Consider the following 22,042-nt stretch of genomic DNA (forward strand, 5'->3'; position numbering starts at 1 on the left):
AGAATGATTGAATTAGCGAATGTTTTAGGCCTGATGCCGATATTCTCTCATTCAATCATTCAAAACTCAATCATTCGAAATTCACTTATGTTTAGTCTACGCCCTCTTCAAAGTAAATATAGTTATCTCAGGTAAAATACCAACCCTGCCCGGATAACCTAAAAAGCCATAGCCCACATTAACGTAAAGCTGTTGTTTTTGCTCCTGGTACAAACCCGCCCATTCTTTGTAGATGTATTGCACCGGGCTCCATTGAACCTCTTTGAAACGAACGCCAAACTGCATTCCATGTGTATGGCCACTGAACATTGCATCTATTTGCGGATATTTCTTTAAAACTTCTCCACGCCAGTGCGAAGGATCGTGACTAAGCAAAAGTTTAACCGGTAAATCGTCTGTATGTTGAACTGCAAGCTCCATTTTTCCATATTTAGGGAAGCGGCCCATTCCCCAGTTTTCGATACCTAAAATTCCGATCTCTTCTCCATCTACTTTTAGTCTCCGGTTTTCGTTCATTAGTAAATCGTATCCCATTACCTTATGCACATCAACCATATCTTTCAGGTTTTTTACCTTGGCAGGAGAAGATTCTTTGCCAAAAAAATAATCACCATAATCGTGGTTTCCCAATGTTGAATATACACCTAGAGGTGCTTTTACTTTCGAAAATATATCCTGATAATCTCTTACCTCGTTGGTAAGGTTATTTACTAAATCGCCGGTAAAAAATACGAAATCGGGTTTCTCGCCCAATAGCATTTCTACACCGCCCTTTACGGCTGTTTTATTGTAAAAGCTTCCAGAGTGGATATCCGAAATCTGTCCCATGGTAATGCCGTCAAACGCTTTGGGTAGGTTAGGGAGGATTAAATTTACCCGTCGCACCTGGTAATCGTATGCGCCAGAAATAATGCCCCAGCTTAATGAAGTTAAGGGTACCGCTGCTGCTACCAATCCGGCTTTAACCAGAAACTCAGAGCGTGAAATGGGTTCTGCTGTTGTACTTTGTGCTGTTGAAACTTCACTTTTTTTGTTCCTCCTGAAAATTTTAATGAATAACCTTCGTAAATCATCCAGGATCAAAAATGGAAGCATAGCCAGTTTACAGGCAACGGTTAAAAAGAAGGCAACCAAAATAATGGCCCTTAACGTAAGGAAAAGGTTGAGGTAAATGCCGCAGAAAACGCCGAAAATCAAAAGCAGGCTATAACTCCAATAGGCAATAGCGAATACTTTTTTAGTAGTCGGTTTCCATTTTTTAAAAACAGCGATTATGGCTTTGTAACAATAAATGTCAAAAGCAATGATGAATATGCAGGCGGCAATGATGAAAGGTAGTCTTCCCATACGATCGGGTTATTCGAGTTAAATTAAAAATTTAGACAGGTTCTTTTGACCTGTCTAAATTAAGTATTTGAAGTAAATAAATTATCTAATATTCGTTGAGGATGATCTAAAAAAGCTTTATAAACCCGATAAACTTCCGATTCCTCATATTTAACCTTGGCTATTTTATTTTCCGACATTTCGTATATCCAGGCATTGGGGTATGATAATAAGATCGGAGAGTGTGTTGCGATAATGAATTGGGCATTTTTGTTTACCAGACTATTGATTTTGGATAACATAGCAATTTGTTTTGTAGCCGAAAGGGCCGATTCGGGCTCATCGAGGATATAAACACCATGGCCACTAAAGCGGTTCATAAACAGCGACCAAAAAGATTCTCCGTGCGATTGTTCATGTAAGGAAATGCCTCCGTAAGAATCTATTATCTTAGTTAAAGATATAGGGATATCTGGGTCATCTTCATCAAGTTTGTCAATCTCGCTGGCAACATTGTAGAAACTTTCTCCCCTTAAAAAGAAACCATCCTTAATTTGTTTGAAACTTTTAGTTATCGCTAGATAGTTATGCAATGCAGAATGTGTTGCTGTGCTTTTAAAATTGAAATTTTTACCTCCGCCCTCTGCATTGAAACCAAGATAAACTGCAATAGCTTCAATCAGGGTTGATTTTCCAACCCCGTTTTCGCCGGTAAAAAAGGTAACATTAGGATGGAAGTCTAACTTTTCAAAAGATTTTAAGCATGGAATATTAAACGGATACCCATTAGGAAGGTGCTCTTGTTTTAACCTTAGCGATAAAAGATATCCGTTAAACTCCATTAATTTTATCTGAAATCGTCTTCATCCTCTTCTTCGTCAAATTCGGCGTTAAATAAACTGCCAAACATATCAGAGAAACCAAAGCCGCCATTTAAATAATTTTTGCTCAATTGCGAATATTCAGCTAAACCATGCAATACGAACTCCATTAACAATAAAGTTTGATTTTCGCTTAATTTAGGATGAAACTTCTTTACCAGATCGTATAAACTCGGTACCAGCATCAGCGCTTTTTTATACTGTGCATTGGTTAAAGCATCGGTAACATCTACATTGTTGCCTTCCGTAAACCATTCGGTTACTTCGGTATAAGGATTGGCCGTTTTACTTTTCTTTGCTTTTTCAGGATCAGGGAAGTAACGCGCAAATAACGTTTTAACCGCTTTGCCGATTAAGGTTGTAGCTACATGCGCTGGCCCTTCAAGTTCGCCTTCGTAAACCAGTTCTATTTTACCTGTTATTGCCGGGATAATTCCTGCAAGGTCAGATAGGCGGACAAAAGTATTTTTCTCGCCTGCAATCAGCATTCTTCTTTCAGCCGTGCTGATTAAATTTTCATAAGCAGAAATGGTTAACCTGGCAGAAACGCCTGATTTTTGATCGATATATTCACTTTTACGTGCCTCAAAAGCAATCTGCTCGATTAAATCCTTTACCAATCCATCGGCCTCAATATTGGCTTTTTGATCGGTGGTTAATTTTGCCTCCTGAAAAGTAATTTTGCGCGAAATTTCTATGGTTTTAGGGTAGTGCGTCAAAATCTGACTTTCAATCCTATCCTTCAAAGGTGTTACAATGCTTCCACGGTTGGTGTAATCCTCAGGGTTTGCGGTAAATACAAACTGAATATCCAGGGGTAAACGCAGTTTAAAACCACGGATCTGGATATCCTTCTCCTGCAGCATGTTAAATAATGCCACCTGGATACGGGCCTGTAAATCCGGAAGCTCATTAATCACGAAAATGCTGCGGTGTGCACGCGGAATTAAACCAAAGTGGATTACACGCTCATCATTATAGGTTAATTTCAATGTTGCGGCTTTAATGGGGTCAACATCACCGATTAAATCTGCAACGGTAACGTCGGGCGTGGCCAGTTTTTCGGTATACCTTTCGCTACGGTGCAACCAGGCAATTTCAGTATCATCGCCTTTTATGGCAATTTCGTTTTTAGCATACCATGAAATCGGGTTCAATGGATCATCAAAAATCTCACTTCCGGCAACATATGGTACATATTCATCCAATAGGTTTACCATTAAACGGGCAATCCGTGTTTTAGCCTGCCCACGCAAACCTAAAAGTAAAATATTGTGGCGCGATAAAATGGCGGTTTGTAATTCAGGAATCACCGTTTCATCGTAGCCGATAATGCCCTCAAATTCGGTTTTTTTATCGCGGAGAACTTTAATCAGATTTTCCCTGAGCTCTTCCTTTACAGATCTCGATTTATATCCTGTAGTTTTTAATTCGCCTAATGTGGTGTTTTGCATCTTTTAAAATGGGTTTAAGGTTTAGGGTTTAGGGTTTAAGGTTGCAGCACGCAACATCAATCGCTAAATCTTCCCTTGTTTAAATGTTTCTAAGACTCGTTAAATAGGTCTTTTCGGCTTTAGGTTTTACCTTAAACCTTCCACCTTTTGCCCTCTACCTTATTTAACCGTCTTACGTCTGTTTTTAATGTAATCTTCAAAAATGTATTCGCCCAACCCATTTAACGAGCTATAAAAAGCCCTGCCGCCATTAATTTCGGTAAACTGGCGCACAAACTGTTGCAGGTAAGGGTCTTTGGCAATCATAAATGTAGTAATCGGGATCTTCAGGCGCTTACATTGGGCAGCCATGTTTAAGGTTTTATTAATTACCTTCCTATCCAACCCCATACTGTTTTTATAGTATTTGCCATTTTCTTTTAAGCAGGTTGGTTTTCCGTCGGTAATCATGAAAATCTGCTTGTTATGCGTTTTTCTGCGACGGAGTAAATCAGCAGCCAATTCTAATCCCGCATAAGTATTGGTATGATAAGGGCCAACCTGTAAATAAGGCAGGTCTTTCACGCTAATTGGCCAGGCATCATTTCCGAAAACCACAATGTCTAAAGTATCTTTAGGGTATTTCGTTTTAATCAGCTCGGCCAAAGCCATCGCAACTTTTTTTGCAGGGGTAATCCGGTCTTCGCCATATAGGATCATCGAGTGCGAAATATCGATCATCAATACGGTAGATGTTAAGGTTTTAAAATCCTTTTCCTCTACTTCCAGATCGCGATCGGTTAAGGTAAAATCACCAATCCCATGGTTAATCTGCGCATTATGGATAGAAGCCGTCATATCAATCTGATCCAAGCTATCCCCAAAGCTGTATTCGCGTCTATCGGCATTTTTTTCTTCACCAACTCCTGATTGGTTACTGTTGTGATTTCCCCGTCCTGACTTTTTTAGTTTCCCAAAAATTTCATCAAGGGCCGATTTGCGGATAGTCTGTTCGGTTTTGGCTGTTATTTTAAATTCCCCAGATTGATTGTCTTCCGTAAGATAACCTTTGTCTTTCAGGTCGTCGATAAAATTACCAATCCCATAATCATTATTGGTTAGTTTATATTGTTTGTCGAGCTCATTCAGCCAGCTTAAAGCCTCTGCTGCATCTCCAGCTGTATAATTCAGCAGTTCGCTAAATAATTTCAGCAACTCATCAAACCCACCCTTTGGCGCATCGCCCGGCTTATAATCAGAAAAACGAAAACCTCTCATGTGCTTGTATTAACGATTTATCGAAGATAAAAGTTTCGCTTTGTATTAATTTAAGCGCGGTGTCATATTTGGAACAAAGCAGAAAGGTAAAAGCTGAAAGACCAAAGCAGATTGAATTGCCAACTGAAAACTGTCAAACTGATCTGGGCGTTTCCCAATCCCGTGAAAAACGGGAAAGGGGCGGGCTTTTCAGGGCTACGCTTCGCTTCGGTACCAATGAAATATTGGTACTGAACCCTTACAATCCCTAACGCAAAACCCACCGTTTCAGATCAGATCTAAAATTCCGTGTTAATCCGTGTCTCCGTGGCAACAAAGCAGAATGCTTAACCCAATGCCATATGGTAAATCTTTTTATTGTAATTAGGGTTTGCGCCAGGCTGAGAGGCTACAAATGCCCCAACTTTGCAGGCGTTATCTAATGTGGTCTCCATAGGGTAACCCTGTAGATAACAGGCAATAAATGTAGCCAAAAAGGCATCTCCGGCACCAACTGTATCGGCCACTTGTACTTTGTAACCAGCATGTTTAAACAACTTGCCATCTTTTAACACGCAGGCACCTTTATCACCAAGCGTGAGACAGATCATTTCAATGTTAAACTGACCGGAAAGTTGCTTTAAAAGTTGCTCATCCGTATTGCCAGTTAAAGCAAACGTTTCTTTTACCCATAAAATTTCATCTTCATTTATTTTTAGGATATCTGCTTTTGCCAAAAGTGTTTCAATTAGTTCTTTTGTATAAAAAGGCGCACGGAGGTTTATGTCGAATATTTTAGTCTTGGCATTTTCTAAGAGTGTAAGAATAGTTTTTTTAGATCGTTCATCCCGGCAGGTTAAGCTGCAATATACCAATGCATCTGCCTGTTTTACAGCGGCCATGCTTTCCTCGCTGATTTTGATTTCATCCCAGGCTACAGGCTGTTTAATCGTATAAGTGGCTTGATGGTTTTCATCCAACTGCACTACAACCGTACTGGTTGGTAATTCGGCGTTTACTTGGATCAAATCAGTTGCAAAATGATTGCTGGTTAGAAAATCGAATAGTTCTTTTCCATTTTCATCATCACCAATTGCGCTAATAAAACTGCTGTCTATACTTTGTTTGTGCAAATTAAGCGCAACGTTCATGCTCGAGCCGCCAGCTTTTTTACCTTCTGGGAAAACATCCCAGAGTATTTCGCCAATTGTGATTACTTTATTTTGCATAGGAGATTTATAGATATGTAAATAAAGAATTTTTATGCATGGAACAAAATAATTTGTTTCATATCTTTAATTTTTACCTCAACTTAAATAACCATGAAAAGAATACTTGTAATTGCATTGTTTTTAGCTTCCTTTAGTGCTTTTGCTCAAAATGCAAATGATAAACAAGCCATACTTAATTTACTCGAAAAGCAACGCGCAGATTGGAACAAAGGCGATGTTGAAGCCTTTATGCAGGGTTATGAAAAATCGGATAGTTTACTTTTTGTAGGTAAAAACGGACCAACTTATGGCTGGCAAAAAACATTGGATAATTATAAAAAGCGCTATCCGGATAAATCGGCAATGGGTTTTTTGGTGTTTGGAATTAAAAAGGTCGATTTTTTAAAGCCTGATCTGGCTTTTGTATTGGGCAGCTGGAATGTTAAACGCGAAAAGGATGAACTTAAAGGATATTTTACCTTGTTAATTAAAAAAATTAAGGGCGAATGGAAAGTGGTTGCTGATCATAGTAGCTAAGGATGGAAGGTTTTGATTAAATCGTCATTCTCAACTTGATTGGGAATCGTAATGCAATAGGCTTTAAGATTCCCCGCTTGCGCGGGAATGACGGCCAACTTTATAGTCCTCGTTTGTAACGAGGATTCGTGTGATCAGCATTTTTAATGCTGTTTAAATTAATTTAAGGGCGATAAAATCGCCCTTCTCATGCGTCCCGATTGCAAATCGGGACGATTATTTATTCTCCCAACTTAAAATCCTTATAATAATAATCCCTATCTGTATCTGTTAACTGGCGGATTACCCTGCATGGATTTCCTGCGGCAAAAACATTATCCGGAATATCCCTGGTTACGATACTACCTGATCCGATGACCACATTTGATCCGATTTTTACCCCTGGATTAATCACTACATTTCCGCCGATCCAAACACTGTTGCCAATGGTCACTTCCTGTGCCCATTCATATTCCTGATCGCGTAAATGTGCATGAATAGGATGGCCTGCGGTATAAATAGCCACATTTGGTGCAATAAAAACGCTATTGCCAATGCGTACCTTGGCACAATCTAAAATGACGAGGTTAAAATTTGCGTAAAAATTATCGCCAATTTCGATGTTGTAGCCATAATCGCATCTAAACGGAGGTTCTACGTAAAACATCCGTTCTGTTTTCCCGAATAACCTTTTTAATAGCTCTTTCCGTTGTTTGATAAATTTTGGCGCTAGGTTGTTAAACTCGAAAACAATTTCACGCGCTTTTAATCTTTCTTTTGATAGTTCTTCTCCGCTAGCCTGATAAGCTTTGCCGGCCAGCATTTTTTCTTTTTCGCTAAGGATATTGTTTTCCATCTTAGGTATCTGATTTTTTAATTCCCGGTGTTAAGCGCAATTATAACAAAAAAGGGGCTATCGTAACCGATGCCCCGTTGTATTTTAATTTTCAATAATTTCTATGGTCTGCCTTTGGCTAAAGCCCTTTCGGCAATTTTAACTGCTTTTTTCTCTCTCCAATGGGCGTATTTCTCTTTGAAAGTCATTTTGATTAAACTATCAATCGCACCGTGGGTGAATAAGCTCCAAACGCTGGCTACTTTGCGCGTAATTGATTGATCCCAGGCTCTCAAGCTTAAAGAGAACGATCCATCCAGGTATTTCATCCAGTGCCACATTCCGGTTGGCATAAATAAAGTATCGCCATGCTCCAGGAAAACTTCATAACCTTCTACACCATTCAGTGCGGGGAATTTTTCAAAATCTGGGTTGGCCACATCATAATCTTCTAAAGCATAAGTTGCATTTGGCAGGCAATACAATCTGTCTTTCCATTTGTTGTCGAAAAGAACGATGTGCTTTCTCCCGCCAAAGTGCGTATGGAAAATATGCGGTAAATCGATGTCATAATGTAAAAAGGTTACCGAGTTAGAACCGCCAAAAAACATAGCAGGCATACTTTCGATAAAACCACCCATTAAATCTTTTGGGATTTTTACATCATTGATTAAACTGGGTACTTTTTTAAACAGGTTAAAAAAGAATATACGCAGTTCAGTTGGCTCACGTTTGATCAGGTCAAGGTAATCGCCAAATTTCATATGCGCCGTAGCTGCATTGATCGGTTTAGATGGATCGGCTTTAGAGTTATCGTAAAGTGGAACTTCGAGCTCACCACCAATTTCCTTTAAATATTCAGTCGTCCATTTTTCTCTGGCAGGCCAGTCTTTGGTTAGGCCCCTGATTACTAACGGACGTTTAGTTTTCAGATAATTTTTCTTAAAATCTTCGGGAGTGATGCTCTCAACGATATCAACAGGTTTTAAAATGAAACTCATGCGCTTAAAATCGGTTATTTGTGCCGAACAACAAATGTGTAAATTTTATTTTACAAAATTGATGTTAACAGGTAAATGTGACTAAAATCACGTAATCTAAAAGTAGTAAATACTTAACAATTTAATAATTACGCCTCAACTTTATTTTTAACAATTTCGGTATAGGCAGCGTCCCACAGGTCGATCCTTTTCTGCAAGGCTTGTATTGTGGTCTCTTCTGCTTCGGCCCAAAAGACTTCATTTTTTTCACAAAGCTTCTCCGTCATAGAGAGTGCCAAATGGCTGTGGTGATCGCCATCTACTTCGATATGGCGCTCCAGGTAATATTGAAAAATCGAAACTTTATCAGCCTGGGTACTGTTCAGGTCATTTACCATGCTAAAAAACATGTTTGGAATTAAATCCTCGCGGCCAAAGGTAAAACTTGCGGCCTGTAAATGTGTTTTTCCACTGTTGATGGTTTCGAAGGTTGCATTTACAAAATCCTTTGCCGCTGCAGGAACACTCGCTTTCGTGAAAGCCTCATTAAAACTTTTCCCGTTTTTTAGTTCCTGTAAAAAGATATTGATGGGTTTGGTATTGGCACCGCATTGGTCCATGGCATCTAAATATAACTCGAAGTGGCTCTTTATGGCTCCATTGGCATCCACATCCGATTCTTCACCTGCCACAATTTCATTGATCAATTGCCGGGTAACAGGATCACCTACCGGGAACCAAGGTAAAGTAGTGCAGGTTAAATTAATTTGTAGGGCTTTAAGCAGCGACATAAAATCCCAAACGGCGAAAATGTGGTGTTCCATAAAAACCCGGAGATCTTCTATTTCACTAATGGCCGAATAAACTTTATGGTTGATGATTTCTTGCCTAAGCGGCGCTATTCTTTCCTGGATTTTTATAATGTTAGGATGCATATATTGAATGAGTGAATGATTGGATGTTTGAGTGGGTCACTTAAATTATGAGGGAGAGAATGATGGAATTAGTGAATTAGCAGGGTTAAACACCTGTTCATTCAATCATTCAAAACTTAATCATTCAATCATTATTTATTTTGGTAAATTCTTTTCAAGTGCTCTACTTGCTCTTTTAACTGCAAGTTCTTCTTTCCATTGCATGTATTTTTCGCGGTAGTTTGCTTTCATAAAGTCGTCAAATTTACGCTGTAAAGTTAAGTTATACAAGCTTTTTGCTTTTACTGCCCAGCTTTTGTCCCATGCCCTTAAACTAATTGAGAAAGAACCATCCAGGTATTTCATCCAGTGCCAGTATCCGGTTGGCATAAATAAGGTATCGCCATGTTCTAAAAAGGCTTCAACGCCCTGAACGCCCTTTAAAGCAGGGAATTTATCAAAATCGGGGTTCTCTACATCATAATCTTCTAAGGCATAAGTGGCGTACGGGATTTGATATAAACGTTCTTTCCATTTGTAATCGAATAAGATCACATGCTTGCGGCCGTTAAAGTGCGTATGGAAAATGTGTGCTAAATCAATGTCATAGTGTAAAAACGTTACTGATCCCTTACCGCCAAAGAACATATTTGGATAACTATCTAAAAAACCGCCCATTAAATCTTTCGGTGCGATATAATCTTCAAGTAATTTTGGTGCAAATTTTATCGGATCGAACAAAAAAATACGCAGGTCTGTAGGTGTTTCCTTAATCAGATTTATATAATCGCCAAATTTCATTTCGGCAGCAGAGGCATTTATTGGTTTAGAAGGATCGGCTTTAGAACTGTCGTAAAGCGGAACAGTTTTATCGCCAACAACTTCTTTCATGTATTCCATCGTCCACTTTTGGTAAGCAGGCCATTTTTTGGCCATATTTTTTATTACCAATGGTTTACGCGGTTTAAGGTAGTTCAGTTCGAAATCTGATTTAGATATGTCTTCAACTACATCTATCGGAGATAAATTGAATTTCATGTTAAAAAACTATTAATACCGCAAAATTAAATAGTTAAAAAACACTAAGCATTACAAATGCAAAAACTTGAAAAAAAACTGACAATTCATCAAAAAAAGTCAGAAAGTACGATGTTTGACAACGAAAAACGCACTTGCTAAATGAGCAAAGTGCGTTAATGTTAAAATCACTTAAGGCGTGATTTTTGGTTTTAATAAGGATATCTTTTAAATGTTATTTCGGCATTAAAACAGTATCAATAACGTGGATTACACCATTTTTCTGGTAAACATCTGCAATGGTTACTGTGCTCATTCCGCCTTTTTCGTCTTTTAGAACTAATTTTTTGCCTTCCATCCATGCCCAAAGTTTACCACCTTGTACCGTTGTAAGTTCAGCTTTGCCGCCACCAGCTTTAATTGCTTTTGCAATTGCTTTACTATCCATTTTACCAGCAACAACATGGTAAGTTAAAATGGTCGTTAGGGTTGCTTTGTTTTCAGGTTTAACAAGATTGTCTACCGTTCCGGCAGGAAGTTTATCAAATGCAGCGTTAGTTGGTGCAAAAACTGTAAAAGGGCCAGCACTTTTTAAAGTTTCAACCAAACCTGCAGCTTTTACTGCTGCAACCAGTGTAGTGTGGTCTTTTGAATTTACAGCATTGTCTACAATATCCTTAGTCGAATACATGGCTGCGCCACCAACCATTGGATTTTTCTGAGCGTAAACTTGAGTAGTGAATGCCATGGTAATTACGGCAAATGCGGATAAGATTAAATTTTTCATTATTTCTAATTTTAAGTTTCTGTTATTTGATTCCATTTACGATGGCTTACAGATACTTGGTTTTTAGAAATAAAAAATAATTTTTAATGTGCTGATTGTTAGTATTTTAATTTTTATTTTTTTTGATTTGTAAAGGTGCTGTGGTGCTTCTTCGGATGGGCTGGTCCCGTTTTTCGCTTAATCTTTTGGCTTTCTTCGACTACGCTCAAAATGACCGCCAAAAGGATAGCGCTTCAACCGGGTTTAGATCAATTGGGTTCGTCTCTTAGTCGCATCCTTTTAAACTTGGCGGATCACGCTTAACGCCAACCTCAAAACGCTTCTCTAATTAACCTTCGCCGTTCTTACCTTTTTAGAAAAAAGCTTAGGGAAAAAGCGTTTCAATAATACGGCTCTGGTTTCTTTCCCGCCAATATAAACCTCTTCTTTTTTGTTGTTAACAGCCACTACAATTTGTTTGGCACATTCGGTCGGAGTCATGGCGTTTTCATGCGCATCGCCCATCTTATTAAGCGGATTACCATCTCCCGTCAGTGCATTGTAGGTAACATTTGTTTTGATAAAACCTGGACAGATGATGGTAATATCGATGTTTTTATCGTAAACTTCCGATCGGAGTGAATCGAAATAACCATGCAGTGCATGTTTTGATGCCGCATAAGCAGAGCGGAATTTCGTGCCGAATTTTCCAACAAGGCTACTAATTACAACGATCTGTCCACCACCGTTAGCGATCATCAAAGGCAGAACTGCTTTGCTCAGTACCACTGTTCCCCAGAAATTGGTGTCCATAATCTGTTGTTCTGTTTGTAGATTGGTTTCAAGCGCCAAACTCCGCTGGCTTACACCACCGCTGTTGATCAGTAAATCTATTTTTCCAAAAATACGGATGGCATCGGCAGCTTTGTTTTCGAGGGTAGCCGTTTCGCTTAAATCGAATGGTAAAACATGTACATTAAAAGAGTTTTGGCAGTTTCCTTTTACACGGAAAAGCTCATCTCGATTTCTTCCAGAGATGATCAGTTTATTGCCCGCTTTAAAATATTCATATACCAAGGCCTCACCAATACCTGATGATGCACCTGTAATCCATACAATTTTTGACATAAATTTATAATTATTGAATTAAGGAATGATTGAATGAGAGAATGGTTGGCTCTGCGATAAAACCAATTCATTCATTCAAAACTCACTCATTCTCTAGTTTGTTCTCAATTCACTCATTCATCTCCTACTATAAACAATTCTGAAGCAATATGATCGGCAAATAATTTTCCGTTCTGACTTAGACAAATCTTATCTCCGTCAATCATTAGCCAATCTTTATCCTCGAAATTTTTAAGGTTGTGTTTTGTTTCCGCTAAAAAGTCTTTCCCGAAATCGGTATTTATTTTTTGTAAATCAGTTCCCCACATCGTTCTTAACGAAGTCATGATGTACTCGTTAAATCTGTCGTTTAAACTCAGTTCTTCAATAATTTCAGGAAGTTTGTTATGGCCTAACGTTTCCATATACAGGGCGTTATTGGCGGGGTTCATATAGCGGTTCTGGCCATTAAAGCCATGTGCTGATGGGCCTATGCCAATGTAATCTACGCCTTTCCAGTAATTGGTGTTGTGCACGGCATAATGATTCGGTTTGGCAAAATTCGAAATTTCATAGTGTTCAAATCCGGCATCAATCAGTTTATCCATTAAAATTACAAACTGAGCAGCGCTTTGATTATCGTTTACTGGCGTTTGTTTTTTGTTTTTAATGGCATGAGCTAAAGCCGTCCGTGGTTCTACTGTTAGGGCATAGGCCGAAATATGTGGAACCTCAAGCTCAATTGCCTTTTGGATATTACTTAACCATTTTTGATCGGTAAGCAAAGGATAACCATAAATTAAATCGAGGGTAAGATTTTCAAAACCGGCATCCTGACTCCTTCTGATGCAATCTTCCGCTTCTTGGGCCTGGTGTGCCCGATTCATCCAGGTCAGATCTTCATCATAAAAAGATTGAATACCTACACTAAATCGGTTAACAGGCAACTGCTTCAGTTCTTTTAATTTCTGGGCGGTTAAATCATCTGGATTGGTTTCGATGGTAATTTCAGCATTTGCATCAACCGAAAAAGTGTGGTTAATGGCATCGAAAATCTTTTGTAAAGCTACCTGCGATAAGATAGATGGGGTTCCGCCGCCGAAATAAATGCTTCCAACCTGCCCTGTAATCCGGTCTTTCTTCATTTTGATTTCTTTGCATATCCCATCAACCATTTCATCAGCATATTTTAAAGAAGTGCTGAAATGAAAGTCGCAATAGTGACAGGCCTTTTTACAAAAAGGAATATGAATATAGATACCGGACATTTGGCAAAAATAAGGTATAAAAATGACTTGTGTGCAGAAGATAATGTCATTAGTCAGAAATATGGCGACCATAAGGAGCTGATCCGATTAACCCGAAGAGATGCTATTTTGAGATTATAGGGGGGTAGTAAATGAGTCTACGACGATCCCTCTCATTCTTTATATTTTAATTGCCTTTAGCATGGATATTCCGTATTTTTGTTAAACAGCGTAGGAAAGAAAGATTATGTATTTTGGTGACTATAAAAATTTTCCTGATGTAACCCTTAATCCAAAATTGCTCTGGGAGTTTAACCTCAGTGATTTTGATTATAACGAAATGCGTGATGTAGTCGTTCAAAGGGTAATTGAGCGAGGGTGGCCAAAAGACTGGTATTTTATATTAAACAAATATGGGGTTGCAGGGGTAAAATTGGCCATTAAAAACTTGACTTATCTGAATGATAAAGATATGAGCTTTGTAAGCCATCATTTAATATACCCTTAACTTCAATGAAATGCTACGAAAAGAAACTGTCAGTGAATCTACACTGGAACTCCTAAACACTTTAATGAATAATGAATTGCTGAAGGCTTTTTTCCTGGTCGGCTGAACGGCTTTGTCTTTGCAAATGGCCGTCGGATAAAGCATGATGATATTGCTGCATTGGAACTTAATGCCATTTCTGGTAATGGAACGAGATTAAAGGACTTTATTGATATTGTATATCTTCAAAAAGCAATGAGTGAAATCGATGTTGCCCACAAGTTTTATAAAACTGGGCGTTTTGCTATCTTTACCCAAAAAAAAATACCATGCGCTGCTCCCCATTCTTTTACCTATCAGTGATACTAGCTGTTAGTTTGTCTTCCTGTAAGAAAAACGATATTGTTCCTAGTCCCATTACTCCGGAAAAGAAGCCTGTACTTGTCGATACAAGCAAGATAACAGGCTGGTGGCTGGCAACAGGAACTGATAGGTTGTTTAACTCTCTATATATTTTCAGTAAGACAAATGTTATTGCAGACTATAGCGCAATGTATAGTTATGATCTGGAGAGCGATATGGAGCTTGGACCGGATTCTCTGGTACGATTCGGACCTAGTCACGGGGTGATTAGAAAGCTAACGGATGATTCACTCACCCTCTATTTAGGCAATAAGGTTTACAGGCATAAAAGACTGAAAATTCCGCAGAGTGAATACGGCATCAAAACACTTGCCAAAAGTTCGGTTGAAGCAACGGCTTGCCTGAATTCCAAAGGAGATGCTTATTCGTATTCGCCGGGACTGGGCGGTTTGGGTTATACTTCTATTAGAAAAACAGGTGTTGACGGCTCTGACAGCTTTATTCGGATATATGAACCCCGTTTGTACAATGTAGGCGCAATGACGATGGAAGATGATGACCACATCTTGTTTGGTGGAGAATATTACCTGCTTCGCTATAGTATTTCCAATAATAAAGTTGAATTGCTTATGGGCGGAAGTCCAGTGCCATATCCTGCTTCATTGGATATCCCCGATAATGTTCCCTATGGCAAATCGTGGCTGGATACCTGGAGTTTTCAGGGGCTTGCTGTTGCAGGCAACGGTGATATCTACTTTAAACAGGGTTATGTGATTCGCAGGATTGAGAAAGCGACCGGAATCATCAGGACGGTTATCGGAAAAGACAAGGCGGGAGCAGGGTATGTTTCAGACCCGAGTGATCCGTTGAAAATGTCCAGCATCGGCGGTCTATTGTATGGATGGACGGGTGGCATCTATTTTCAGAGCGCGGGTTATATCTGGAAATATATTGCATCAAGCAGACAGGTAGAGCGCATTATAGGGGAAAATACTTATCTACAAAAGCCTGAGTCGGCAGATAATACGCCGGCTGAGCAGGCAGGGGTGTCTACGCCATCTGCTTATGCACTTGCTGGAAATGGCGACTTGTTTATTTCATCATTCAACTGGCGCATCAAAAAAATTAAGGCCAGTGATAATCGGATGAGGATCATAGCCGGAACCATTTCTGATTATTTTCCGATAAATGGTGTTGATATCGATAATGCACTTATGACCAGGTTATCTCCTGCTCAGGCGATGCTGGTACTGCCAAATGGTAATGTGGTTATGGTTGTAAACAAACGTTTGCGCATGCTTTATTTGAAGTAAGGCCATCGATTTTTATTTTTGAGAAGGTTACCATAATTAGGGTCAAACTGTTTTTAAGTTGGACTGATATTGTTGAGAATCGGCGGCTAAAATTCCCTTTTAAAAAGGCAGCATTTTATTACGTAAAAATATACTGCTAATGTTGGCAAAAGCAGTATATTTTTACGGATAAATATTTGGAAAATCTCTGCTTTTAGTATTGTGTACGGAATATTATCAACATTGTTCGAAGTACAAAAGGTCGTTTAACTACTCTCTCCGTGCTAATTATTTTTTATTCTTAACTCTTTGATTTTCAGTATTTATTGGTGTTTCATGTATTGGGGCAAAGATAGCAAAGTTAGTTTTTCTTTATTGTTATAATTAATAACCAATCGATTATAAAAGGATCATTATAAATTACATAATTAAAGTAATAGCTTTACTTTAATTGCTATGGGAAAGAAATCATTAGTGCCACAACAACTAAATAGCAAGCTTTTAAGTTTTGCCACTTTAAGCAGGGTTGCAATTCCAACAAGTGGTTGGATTAAAGCAATCCTTAACATGAATAGGATCTTGCAGAAATAATGGCTATAATCTGGATTGATTAATTTCTTTAGGTAAACCATGATTATTCGACTACTTTTGCATCCTTAAGTTTTGATTAACAGCATGCCGAAATTTATTTTCTTTTTGTTCGCGTTTGTATGGTCTGCTAATTTTGTAGTAGCACAAGAAATTCCTGTTCAAACAGATAGTGTAGCTGTAAATCAATATCATTATAGAAGATACCGGCCCGATTCGGCAACCCTTGCCAGACAGAAATTTTCGACCGATTCGCTTGTTCATCACACCTGGGTGCTTCCTGACAGTTTAATTAACAAGGGGGCGCTGCTTGATACCATTGAAAAGGAATATCTTTTTCCTAAACTCGATCTACTGGCCTGGCAAAAGAAATATCAGCACTTAAAGAAAAAGGCAAATCCCTATCAACTGGGAACAAGAATCCCAAAAGGCAATGTTGGTTTACTTGGATTTATTTTTGGTATGCTTATCATCTTTGCCATTCTAAAAAATGCTTTTTCGAAACAATTATCGGCAATCGTTCAATCGTTTTTCAGCAACAGGATTTTGAATAATATTAACAAGGAAGACAACCTGTTTAGTTCATGGCCATTTTTGTTGCTTTTTGTGCAGTTTGGTTTCGTTTTTGGCATGTTCTTTTTTCTGGTAGCGCAGTGGAATGATATGTATCAGGCTAAAGATGGGTTTAAATTCTTTTTTAGTATATCGATTACTATAATTGTTTTTTATGCCCTCAAATTGGTTCTTTTACGCTTTTTGGGTTATCTGTTCAATGTGCAGAAACCAGTGGGCGAATACATCTCAATTTTGTACCTCAGCTACTTCAATGCATCCCTACTATTTATTCCTTTAGTAGTTGCTTTCGCCTTATCGCCACTTAAATACGGTGGGGTGTATATCGTGTTGGCATTCTTACTGTTAGGCATTATTTTTGCTTTTCAGCTATTGCGGGCAGGTATAACGATACTTTCTAATAATAAGTTTTCTAGAATGCATTTATTTTTGTACTTTTGCGCCCTCGAAATATGTCCTATCCTAATACTAATTAAAACGATAGGACTGTAGCAGGAAAAAGGAAAATGCAAGAAAAGAACGACTCTAGAATCCGCAAAGTAAAAAGTATTTTGGTTACTTTACCAAAACCTGAAACAGAAAAATCTCCTTACTACGATTTGGCCAAAAAACACAACTTAAAAGTTGATTTTAGGTCCTTTATTCATGTTGAAGGTGTGCCCGCAAGAGACTTTAGAAAGGATAAGATTAATCTGGCCGATTTTACGGCAGTAATTTTTACCAGCCGTAATGCAGCAGATCATTTTTTTAGAATCTGCGAAGAAATGCGTTATGAAGTGCCGGCAGAACTGAAATATTTTTGTCTGTCTGAGACTATTGCATTGTATCTGCAGAAATATATCCAGTATAGGAAGCGTAAAATCTTTTTTGGTAAACAAACTGCAGCAGATTTAGCAGAAGTGCTAAAGAAGCATGCAAACGAGAAGTTTTTATATCCTTGCTCTGATATGGCTACCGAAGACACGATGAAGTTCCTGGAAAAAAGTGGGTATAATTTTACGCCTGCAGTTTTGTTTAGAACAGTAGTGAGCGATCTATCTGATTTAGCTGAAGTATTCTACGATGTTATTGCATTTTTTAGTCCGTCAAGTATCCAGTCGTTGTTTAAAAATTTCCCCGATTTTAAACAGAATAATACACGGATTGCTGCTTTTGGAACTAACACAAGTAAAGCTTGTACCGATATGGACCTGATAGTGGATATTGCTGCGCCAACCCCTGGCGTTCCATCTATGACGATGGCTATTGAGAATTACATCAAAATATCTAATAAATAATACGATAAATAATTTATTTTAAGTCAATACAATAAATGCGTAACTTTACTGTTAGTGAGAGAGTTACGCATGTTTTTGAACAAAATATAGGGCTGTTGGCGAAATGTTAATGTAACTTTAATTGCCTTTCAGTAATGATTTAACGTAAAATATTTGCTTTTGTTGATAATTTCAGTGATTTTTGATAAAATTGCTCCTAATCGTGCTGTGCACACTATAAAAAATATGAAGAAAATCTACCTTCTAGCTATTGTAGGTATAACTGTAATGCTAGCAAGCTGTGGCCATGGCGGTCAAGGCGAGCTAGTTGGTGCTTATAACCGAAAATTTAAAAACGATAGAATCCCACTAGGAATGGTTTATGTGCCGCCGGGGCATACTCCACTGGGAGGATCGGATGAAGATATTACTTTCTCTCAGAACGGGCCAAGTAAAATGGTTACCATTAGCGCGTTCTTTATGGACCAGACCGAGATTTCCAATGCAGAATACCGCCAGTTTACCAACTGGGTACGCGATTCGATTGCAATTGTGATGATGGGCAATCCTCAACAGTTTATGGTTACGCCCAAAGGAAATGCCGCAAATGCTGTTGGTGGGGAGAAATACATCGACTGGAGAAAAGTTGGACCAAACGGTGCCAACATTTGGCGCAATAAAGGTAAGGGTGCAGCTGCCGCTCAGGTTAGCCAGTTAGATGGTATGTATTATTCAGGTTTAGATGCGCTTCCAGGGAAAAAAGAATTAGATGTTCGTAAATTCGAATATTCTTATGCCGAATTAAATATGGAAAAAGCTGCTCTAGGGCATAAAGATCCAAACAGCAAACGCCAGGATTATATCGATCGTTATACCGTTGCTATTTACCCTGATACCATGGTATGGAAAACAGATTATTCTTATTCACAAAACGATCCTATGGTACGTGGTTACTATAACCACCCTTCTTATGATGATTATCCTGTAGTTGGTGTAAGCTGGGAACAGGCAAAAGCATTCTCTCATTGGAGAACAAGATTGTACGATGGAGTTGCTACAGCAAGAAAATTGCCCGCAGGATCAAGATCAGATTATAGATTACCAGCTGAAACTGAATTTGAATATGCAGCAAGAGGTGGCAATACCAAAACCAAATACCCTTGGGGCGGTCCTTACATTAGAAACACAAAAGGATGTTTACAGGCTAACTTTAAACCGGGCCGTGGCGATTACTCGAGCGATGGGGGTATTTATACGGTAGGTGTTAGATCGTATTTTCCTAATGATTATGGTTTGTACAACATGGCCGGTAATGTTTCTGAATGGACACTAACTGCTTACAATAAAGGTGCAAGCCCATTATTGCACGATTTGAACCCGAATTTTACTTACGATGCTGGTGCAACGGACAGCAAATACAAAAAGCGTAAAGTAGTTAAAGGTGGTTCTTGGAAAGATACAGGCTATTTTCTACAAAATGCAGTAGCTACATATGAATATCAGGATACACAAAGATCATACATTGGTTTCAGATGTGTTTCATCTTATCCTGGTACCGACTTAAGACATTAAACCAAACAAACTAAAAACTAAAGAAAAACATCAAAATTTTATGGCAGCAAAGAAACAACCAGGCTGGTTACACGTAGCGATTTCATGGGGAGCAAGTATTGTAATTATCGGAGCGTTATTTAAAATTCTACACATTGGTGGAATTGTAGGTAGCTATATGATTGGGCTTGGTCTTGGAATAGAGGCAATTTTATTCTTTTTAACAGGGTTTTTCCCACCAGAGCCAGAACCAGCTTGGGAAAGAGTATATCCTGAATTAAAACCAGATTTTAAAGGAGAATTACCAACTGCATCCGCAAGACCAGTTGCAGCAACAGCATCGAACACAGCAGCTTTGGATAAAATGTTATCAGATGCTAAAATCGGTCCTGAATTGATTGAAAGCTTAGGCTCTGGTTTGCGTACTTTTGGTGATAAAGTAGCAACAATTTCTAATGTTGCAGATGCATCTACCGCAACCAACGAATTTACAGGCAAAATTAAAACAGCTTCAGCTGGTTTCGATAATTTAAGTGCATCTTTTGATAAAGCTACAGCTAATTTGAAAGCAATGGGTGAGAGCACTGTAGATTCTCAGGCTTACCACGATCAGGTTAACAATTTGGCTAAAAATTTATCAGCTTTAAATGCGGTATATGAATTAGAATTACAAGATTCGAGCGCGCATCTAAAATCGATGAATAAATTCTATTCAAACTTATCATTAACCATGCAGAACTTTAACGAATCGATGGAAGATTCGAAACAGTTTAAAGAAGAGGTGAATAAGCTGGCTAAAAACCTATCATCGCTTAATGCAATTTATGGCAATATGTTATCGGCTATGAACGGCCCACGTGTATAATTTGTTTAGTTTTTAATTTTTAAAGGAAAAGCTACATCAAACATGGCAGGCGGAAAAGAAACAACAAGGCAGCGGATGATCAATATCATGTATTTGGTATTGTTGGCTATGCTCGCCTTAAACGTATCAGATACCATTTTAGATGCATTCAAAAATATCAACGATAGTTTGGATACTTCTAAAAACAATGTAAATACAAGTATTAATCAGTTATTTTCTGCCTTCGAAAATTCGAAGTTGAAAGAAGAGCCAGCACGTGCACAGCCAATTTACGATAAGGCAAAACAGGCACAGAAGGCGGCTGATGATTTGAATAATTATATTGAAAGCATTAAAAAAGAATTTACCCAGGCAGGTGATGGAATCGATCCGGAAACTGAAGATTTGGTAAATAGATCAAATCAGGATATTGCACAGAATATCATGATTAATCAAAAGAAAGCAGATGAGTTGAAAAAGAGAATTAACGCCACACGCGAAAAATTAATCTCTTTGTTAGACCCGGCTGATAGAGCGAATGTTTCATTCTCTCTCGAAGCTAAAGATCCTGTAAGAAAAAGAAAAGGAAACTGGCAGGAAACATATTTTGGTGAGGGAACGCCATTAACTGCTGCAATGACGATTTTAACCAAACTGCAAACAGATACTAAAAATGCTGAAGCAGAGATAGTTAAGAAATTGTTCGGAAATATGGATAAAGCACAGGTTAATCTGGATCAGTTTGCAGCAGTTGCAGTAGCACCTACTTCTTACGTAATCCAAGGTCAGCCGTATACTGCTGAGGTATTTTTAACAGCCAGCGATTCGAGATCAACTCCTGATATTACCGTTAATGGAAGTAAATTATCCGTTAAAGATGGTAAAGGAACTTATAGTGGTGGTACAAGTAGTGTTGGCCAGTTTACCTGGGTAGGTACTGTTCGTGTTCGCCAAACCGATGGTCAGGTAAAAGAATATAAAACCCAACCACAAACTTATCAGGTAGCGAAACCTTCAGCATCTGTTTCTTCAACAAAGTTGAATGTAATTTATGCAGGTATTCCGAATCCATTTACGGTATCGGCAGCAGGTTTTCCATTAGAGAGTGTTCGTGCTTCCATTTCAGGAGGTTCAATGTCTGGTGCTAACGGAAATTATAATGTTAACGTTCCAGGAAGTATGGTTGGCCAGGAAGTATCCATTAATGTATCTGCAAATAACGCTGGTAAAACAGTTAGCTTAGGCTCACAAAAATTCAGGGTTAAAGCTATCCCTGCTCCGGTGGCTAAGGTTGGTGGCCGCGCTGGAGGTGATGTAGCTTCAGTACAGCTAAAAAGCGAAACTGAAATTGAAGCAGATCTGGATGATTTTCCTTTCGATGTTAAGTTTAAAATACAACGTTATAAGTTAACCATTATAAAACCTCGTTCTGATGCTGTTACCATTGCAGGTAGTGGTGGAAGTTTCGCAGGCGCAGTTAAGGGTGCAATAAACTCAATTACGCCTGGTACAAGGGTGTTTTTTGAAGATATTGTTTCTGTAGGGCCAGATGGTCGTCAAAGAATTTTGCCTTCATTAGCGTTTAGTGTAAAATAAGA

21 protein-coding genes are annotated in these 22,042 nt (G+C 38.6%); 9 read left to right on the top strand and 12 right to left on the bottom strand.

Annotated features, from left to right (window positions below):
* Positions 1–96 precede the first annotated feature (96 nt).
* The 4 genes from LQ201_RS15705 to LQ201_RS15720 form a co-directional block, all read right to left on the bottom strand.
* On the bottom strand, positions 97–1,347 hold the full coding sequence (locus LQ201_RS15705; RefSeq protein ID WP_230144404.1) for a metallophosphoesterase: 1,251 nt from the start codon (positions 1,345–1,347) through the stop codon (positions 97–99).
* Positions 1,348–1,406: 59 nt separating this feature from the next.
* Positions 1,407–2,168 (bottom strand): AAA family ATPase, encoded by a 762-nt coding sequence (locus tag LQ201_RS15710; protein WP_230144405.1) that lies wholly within the window; start codon positions 2,166–2,168, stop codon positions 1,407–1,409.
* Between the two features lie 5 nt (positions 2,169–2,173).
* The gene (locus LQ201_RS15715) at positions 2,174–3,661 is read right to left on the bottom strand and encodes a sigma 54-interacting transcriptional regulator (protein ID WP_230144406.1); all 1,488 of its coding nucleotides are present in this window, start codon (positions 3,659–3,661) and stop codon (positions 2,174–2,176) included.
* A gap of 159 nt (positions 3,662–3,820) precedes the next feature.
* Positions 3,821–4,918: a VWA domain-containing protein gene (locus tag LQ201_RS15720; protein ID WP_029274175.1), complete on the bottom strand. Its 1,098-nt coding sequence runs from the start codon at positions 4,916–4,918 to the stop codon at positions 3,821–3,823.
* A gap of 68 nt (positions 4,919–4,986) precedes the next feature.
* Here LQ201_RS15720 and LQ201_RS15725 point away from each other — a divergent pair, with 68 nt between their 5' ends.
* Positions 4,987–5,169 (top strand): hypothetical protein, encoded by a 183-nt coding sequence (locus tag LQ201_RS15725; protein WP_230144407.1) that lies wholly within the window; start codon positions 4,987–4,989, stop codon positions 5,167–5,169.
* A 75-nt stretch (positions 5,170–5,244) separates the two neighbouring features.
* On the opposite strand, the gene LQ201_RS15730 is transcribed toward LQ201_RS15725, so the two are convergent.
* On the bottom strand, positions 5,245–6,126 hold the full coding sequence (locus tag LQ201_RS15730) for a carbohydrate kinase family protein (RefSeq protein WP_230144408.1): 882 nt from the start codon (positions 6,124–6,126) through the stop codon (positions 5,245–5,247).
* Positions 6,127–6,219: 93 nt separating this feature from the next.
* On the opposite strand from LQ201_RS15730, the gene LQ201_RS15735 reads away from it, so the two are divergent.
* Positions 6,220–6,645, top strand: coding sequence for a DUF4440 domain-containing protein (locus LQ201_RS15735; protein ID WP_230144409.1), 426 nt, complete (start codon positions 6,220–6,222; stop codon positions 6,643–6,645).
* A 220-nt stretch (positions 6,646–6,865) separates the two neighbouring features.
* On the opposite strand, the gene LQ201_RS15740 is transcribed toward LQ201_RS15735, so the two are convergent.
* The 7 genes from LQ201_RS15740 to hemW form a co-directional block, all read right to left on the bottom strand.
* Positions 6,866–7,480 carry a sugar O-acetyltransferase gene (locus tag LQ201_RS15740; RefSeq protein WP_230144410.1) on the bottom strand — a complete coding sequence of 205 codons (615 nt, stop codon included), beginning with the start codon at positions 7,478–7,480 and terminating at the stop codon, positions 6,866–6,868.
* A 101-nt stretch (positions 7,481–7,581) separates the two neighbouring features.
* Positions 7,582–8,460: a cupin-like domain-containing protein gene (locus LQ201_RS15745; protein WP_029274179.1), complete on the bottom strand. Its 879-nt coding sequence runs from the start codon at positions 8,458–8,460 to the stop codon at positions 7,582–7,584.
* 128 nt (positions 8,461–8,588) lie between these two features.
* Complete coding sequence (locus tag LQ201_RS15750) at positions 8,589–9,374, bottom strand: DUF3050 domain-containing protein (protein ID WP_230144411.1); 786 nt, start codon at positions 9,372–9,374, stop codon at positions 8,589–8,591.
* A gap of 135 nt (positions 9,375–9,509) precedes the next feature.
* Complete coding sequence (locus LQ201_RS15755; RefSeq protein WP_230144412.1) at positions 9,510–10,391, bottom strand: cupin-like domain-containing protein; 882 nt, start codon at positions 10,389–10,391, stop codon at positions 9,510–9,512.
* Positions 10,392–10,605: 214 nt separating this feature from the next.
* Complete coding sequence (locus LQ201_RS15760; RefSeq protein WP_230144413.1) at positions 10,606–11,157, bottom strand: fasciclin domain-containing protein; 552 nt, start codon at positions 11,155–11,157, stop codon at positions 10,606–10,608.
* Between the two features lie 324 nt (positions 11,158–11,481).
* Positions 11,482–12,264, bottom strand: a complete 783-nt coding sequence (locus LQ201_RS15765) for an SDR family oxidoreductase (RefSeq protein ID WP_230144414.1) — start codon at positions 12,262–12,264, stop codon at positions 11,482–11,484.
* 113 nt (positions 12,265–12,377) lie between these two features.
* Positions 12,378–13,511, bottom strand: a complete 1,134-nt coding sequence (hemW, locus tag LQ201_RS15770) for a radical SAM family heme chaperone HemW (RefSeq protein WP_230144415.1) — start codon at positions 13,509–13,511, stop codon at positions 12,378–12,380.
* A 226-nt stretch (positions 13,512–13,737) separates the two neighbouring features.
* Between hemW and LQ201_RS15775 the strand changes: the two genes are divergently transcribed.
* The 7 genes from LQ201_RS15775 to gldM all read left to right on the top strand — a co-directional run bounded on the left by LQ201_RS15775 (position 13,738) and on the right by gldM (position 22,040).
* Positions 13,738–13,998, top strand: coding sequence for a hypothetical protein (locus tag LQ201_RS15775; protein ID WP_230144416.1), 261 nt, complete (start codon positions 13,738–13,740; stop codon positions 13,996–13,998).
* Positions 13,999–14,336: 338 nt separating this feature from the next.
* Positions 14,337–15,653, top strand: a complete 1,317-nt coding sequence (locus LQ201_RS15780) for a hypothetical protein (RefSeq protein WP_230144417.1) — start codon at positions 14,337–14,339, stop codon at positions 15,651–15,653.
* A 654-nt stretch (positions 15,654–16,307) separates the two neighbouring features.
* Positions 16,308–17,285, top strand: coding sequence for a DUF4271 domain-containing protein (locus LQ201_RS15785; RefSeq protein ID WP_230144418.1), 978 nt, complete (start codon positions 16,308–16,310; stop codon positions 17,283–17,285).
* Positions 17,286–17,299: 14 nt separating this feature from the next.
* On the top strand, positions 17,300–18,070 hold the full coding sequence (locus tag LQ201_RS15790; protein WP_029274186.1) for a uroporphyrinogen-III synthase: 771 nt from the start codon (positions 17,300–17,302) through the stop codon (positions 18,068–18,070).
* 225 nt (positions 18,071–18,295) lie between these two features.
* Complete coding sequence (locus LQ201_RS15795) at positions 18,296–19,621, top strand: SUMF1/EgtB/PvdO family nonheme iron enzyme (protein ID WP_230144419.1); 1,326 nt, start codon at positions 18,296–18,298, stop codon at positions 19,619–19,621.
* Between the two features lie 40 nt (positions 19,622–19,661).
* Complete coding sequence (gene gldL / locus LQ201_RS15800) at positions 19,662–20,465, top strand: gliding motility protein GldL (protein ID WP_230144420.1); 804 nt, start codon at positions 19,662–19,664, stop codon at positions 20,463–20,465.
* A gap of 42 nt (positions 20,466–20,507) precedes the next feature.
* Positions 20,508–22,040, top strand: a complete 1,533-nt coding sequence (gene gldM / locus LQ201_RS15805; RefSeq protein ID WP_230144421.1) for a gliding motility protein GldM — start codon at positions 20,508–20,510, stop codon at positions 22,038–22,040.
* Positions 22,041–22,042: the final 2 nt, after the last annotated feature.

The sequence above is a fragment of the Pedobacter sp. Bi126 genome (assembly GCF_918698245.1).
GTDB lineage: Bacteria > Bacteroidota > Bacteroidia > Sphingobacteriales > Sphingobacteriaceae > Pedobacter.

Excerpts from the sequence above, each read along its gene's own strand:
- LQ201_RS15705 (WP_230144404.1), bottom strand. The coding sequence starts at position 1,347 with ATGGGAAGACTACCTTTCATCATTGCCGCCTGCATATTCATCATTGCT.
- LQ201_RS15730 (WP_230144408.1), bottom strand. The coding sequence starts at position 6,126 with ATGCAAAATAAAGTAATCACAATTGGCGAAATACTCTGGGATGTTTTC.
- LQ201_RS15715 (WP_230144406.1), bottom strand. The coding sequence starts at position 3,661 with ATGCAAAACACCACATTAGGCGAATTAAAAACTACAGGATATAAATCG.
- LQ201_RS15765 (WP_230144414.1), bottom strand. The coding sequence starts at position 12,264 with ATGTCAAAAATTGTATGGATTACAGGTGCATCATCAGGTATTGGTGAG.
- LQ201_RS15720 (WP_029274175.1), bottom strand. The coding sequence starts at position 4,918 with ATGAGAGGTTTTCGTTTTTCTGATTATAAGCCGGGCGATGCGCCAAAG.
- LQ201_RS15775 (WP_230144416.1), top strand. The coding sequence starts at position 13,738 with ATGTATTTTGGTGACTATAAAAATTTTCCTGATGTAACCCTTAATCCA.
- LQ201_RS15740 (WP_230144410.1), bottom strand. The coding sequence starts at position 7,480 with ATGGAAAACAATATCCTTAGCGAAAAAGAAAAAATGCTGGCCGGCAAA.
- LQ201_RS15795 (WP_230144419.1), top strand. The coding sequence starts at position 18,296 with ATGAAGAAAATCTACCTTCTAGCTATTGTAGGTATAACTGTAATGCTA.
- gldL (WP_230144420.1), top strand. The coding sequence starts at position 19,662 with ATGGCAGCAAAGAAACAACCAGGCTGGTTACACGTAGCGATTTCATGG.
- LQ201_RS15790 (WP_029274186.1), top strand. The coding sequence starts at position 17,300 with ATGCAAGAAAAGAACGACTCTAGAATCCGCAAAGTAAAAAGTATTTTG.
- LQ201_RS15750 (WP_230144411.1), bottom strand. The coding sequence starts at position 9,374 with ATGCATCCTAACATTATAAAAATCCAGGAAAGAATAGCGCCGCTTAGG.
- gldM (WP_230144421.1), top strand. The coding sequence starts at position 20,508 with ATGGCAGGCGGAAAAGAAACAACAAGGCAGCGGATGATCAATATCATG.
- LQ201_RS15785 (WP_230144418.1), top strand. The coding sequence starts at position 16,308 with ATGCCGAAATTTATTTTCTTTTTGTTCGCGTTTGTATGGTCTGCTAAT.
- LQ201_RS15755 (WP_230144412.1), bottom strand. The coding sequence starts at position 10,391 with ATGAAATTCAATTTATCTCCGATAGATGTAGTTGAAGACATATCTAAA.
- LQ201_RS15760 (WP_230144413.1), bottom strand. The coding sequence starts at position 11,157 with ATGAAAAATTTAATCTTATCCGCATTTGCCGTAATTACCATGGCATTC.
- hemW (WP_230144415.1), bottom strand. The coding sequence starts at position 13,511 with ATGTCCGGTATCTATATTCATATTCCTTTTTGTAAAAAGGCCTGTCAC.
- LQ201_RS15735 (WP_230144409.1), top strand. The coding sequence starts at position 6,220 with ATGAAAAGAATACTTGTAATTGCATTGTTTTTAGCTTCCTTTAGTGCT.
- LQ201_RS15745 (WP_029274179.1), bottom strand. The coding sequence starts at position 8,460 with ATGAGTTTCATTTTAAAACCTGTTGATATCGTTGAGAGCATCACTCCC.
- LQ201_RS15710 (WP_230144405.1), bottom strand. The coding sequence starts at position 2,168 with ATGGAGTTTAACGGATATCTTTTATCGCTAAGGTTAAAACAAGAGCAC.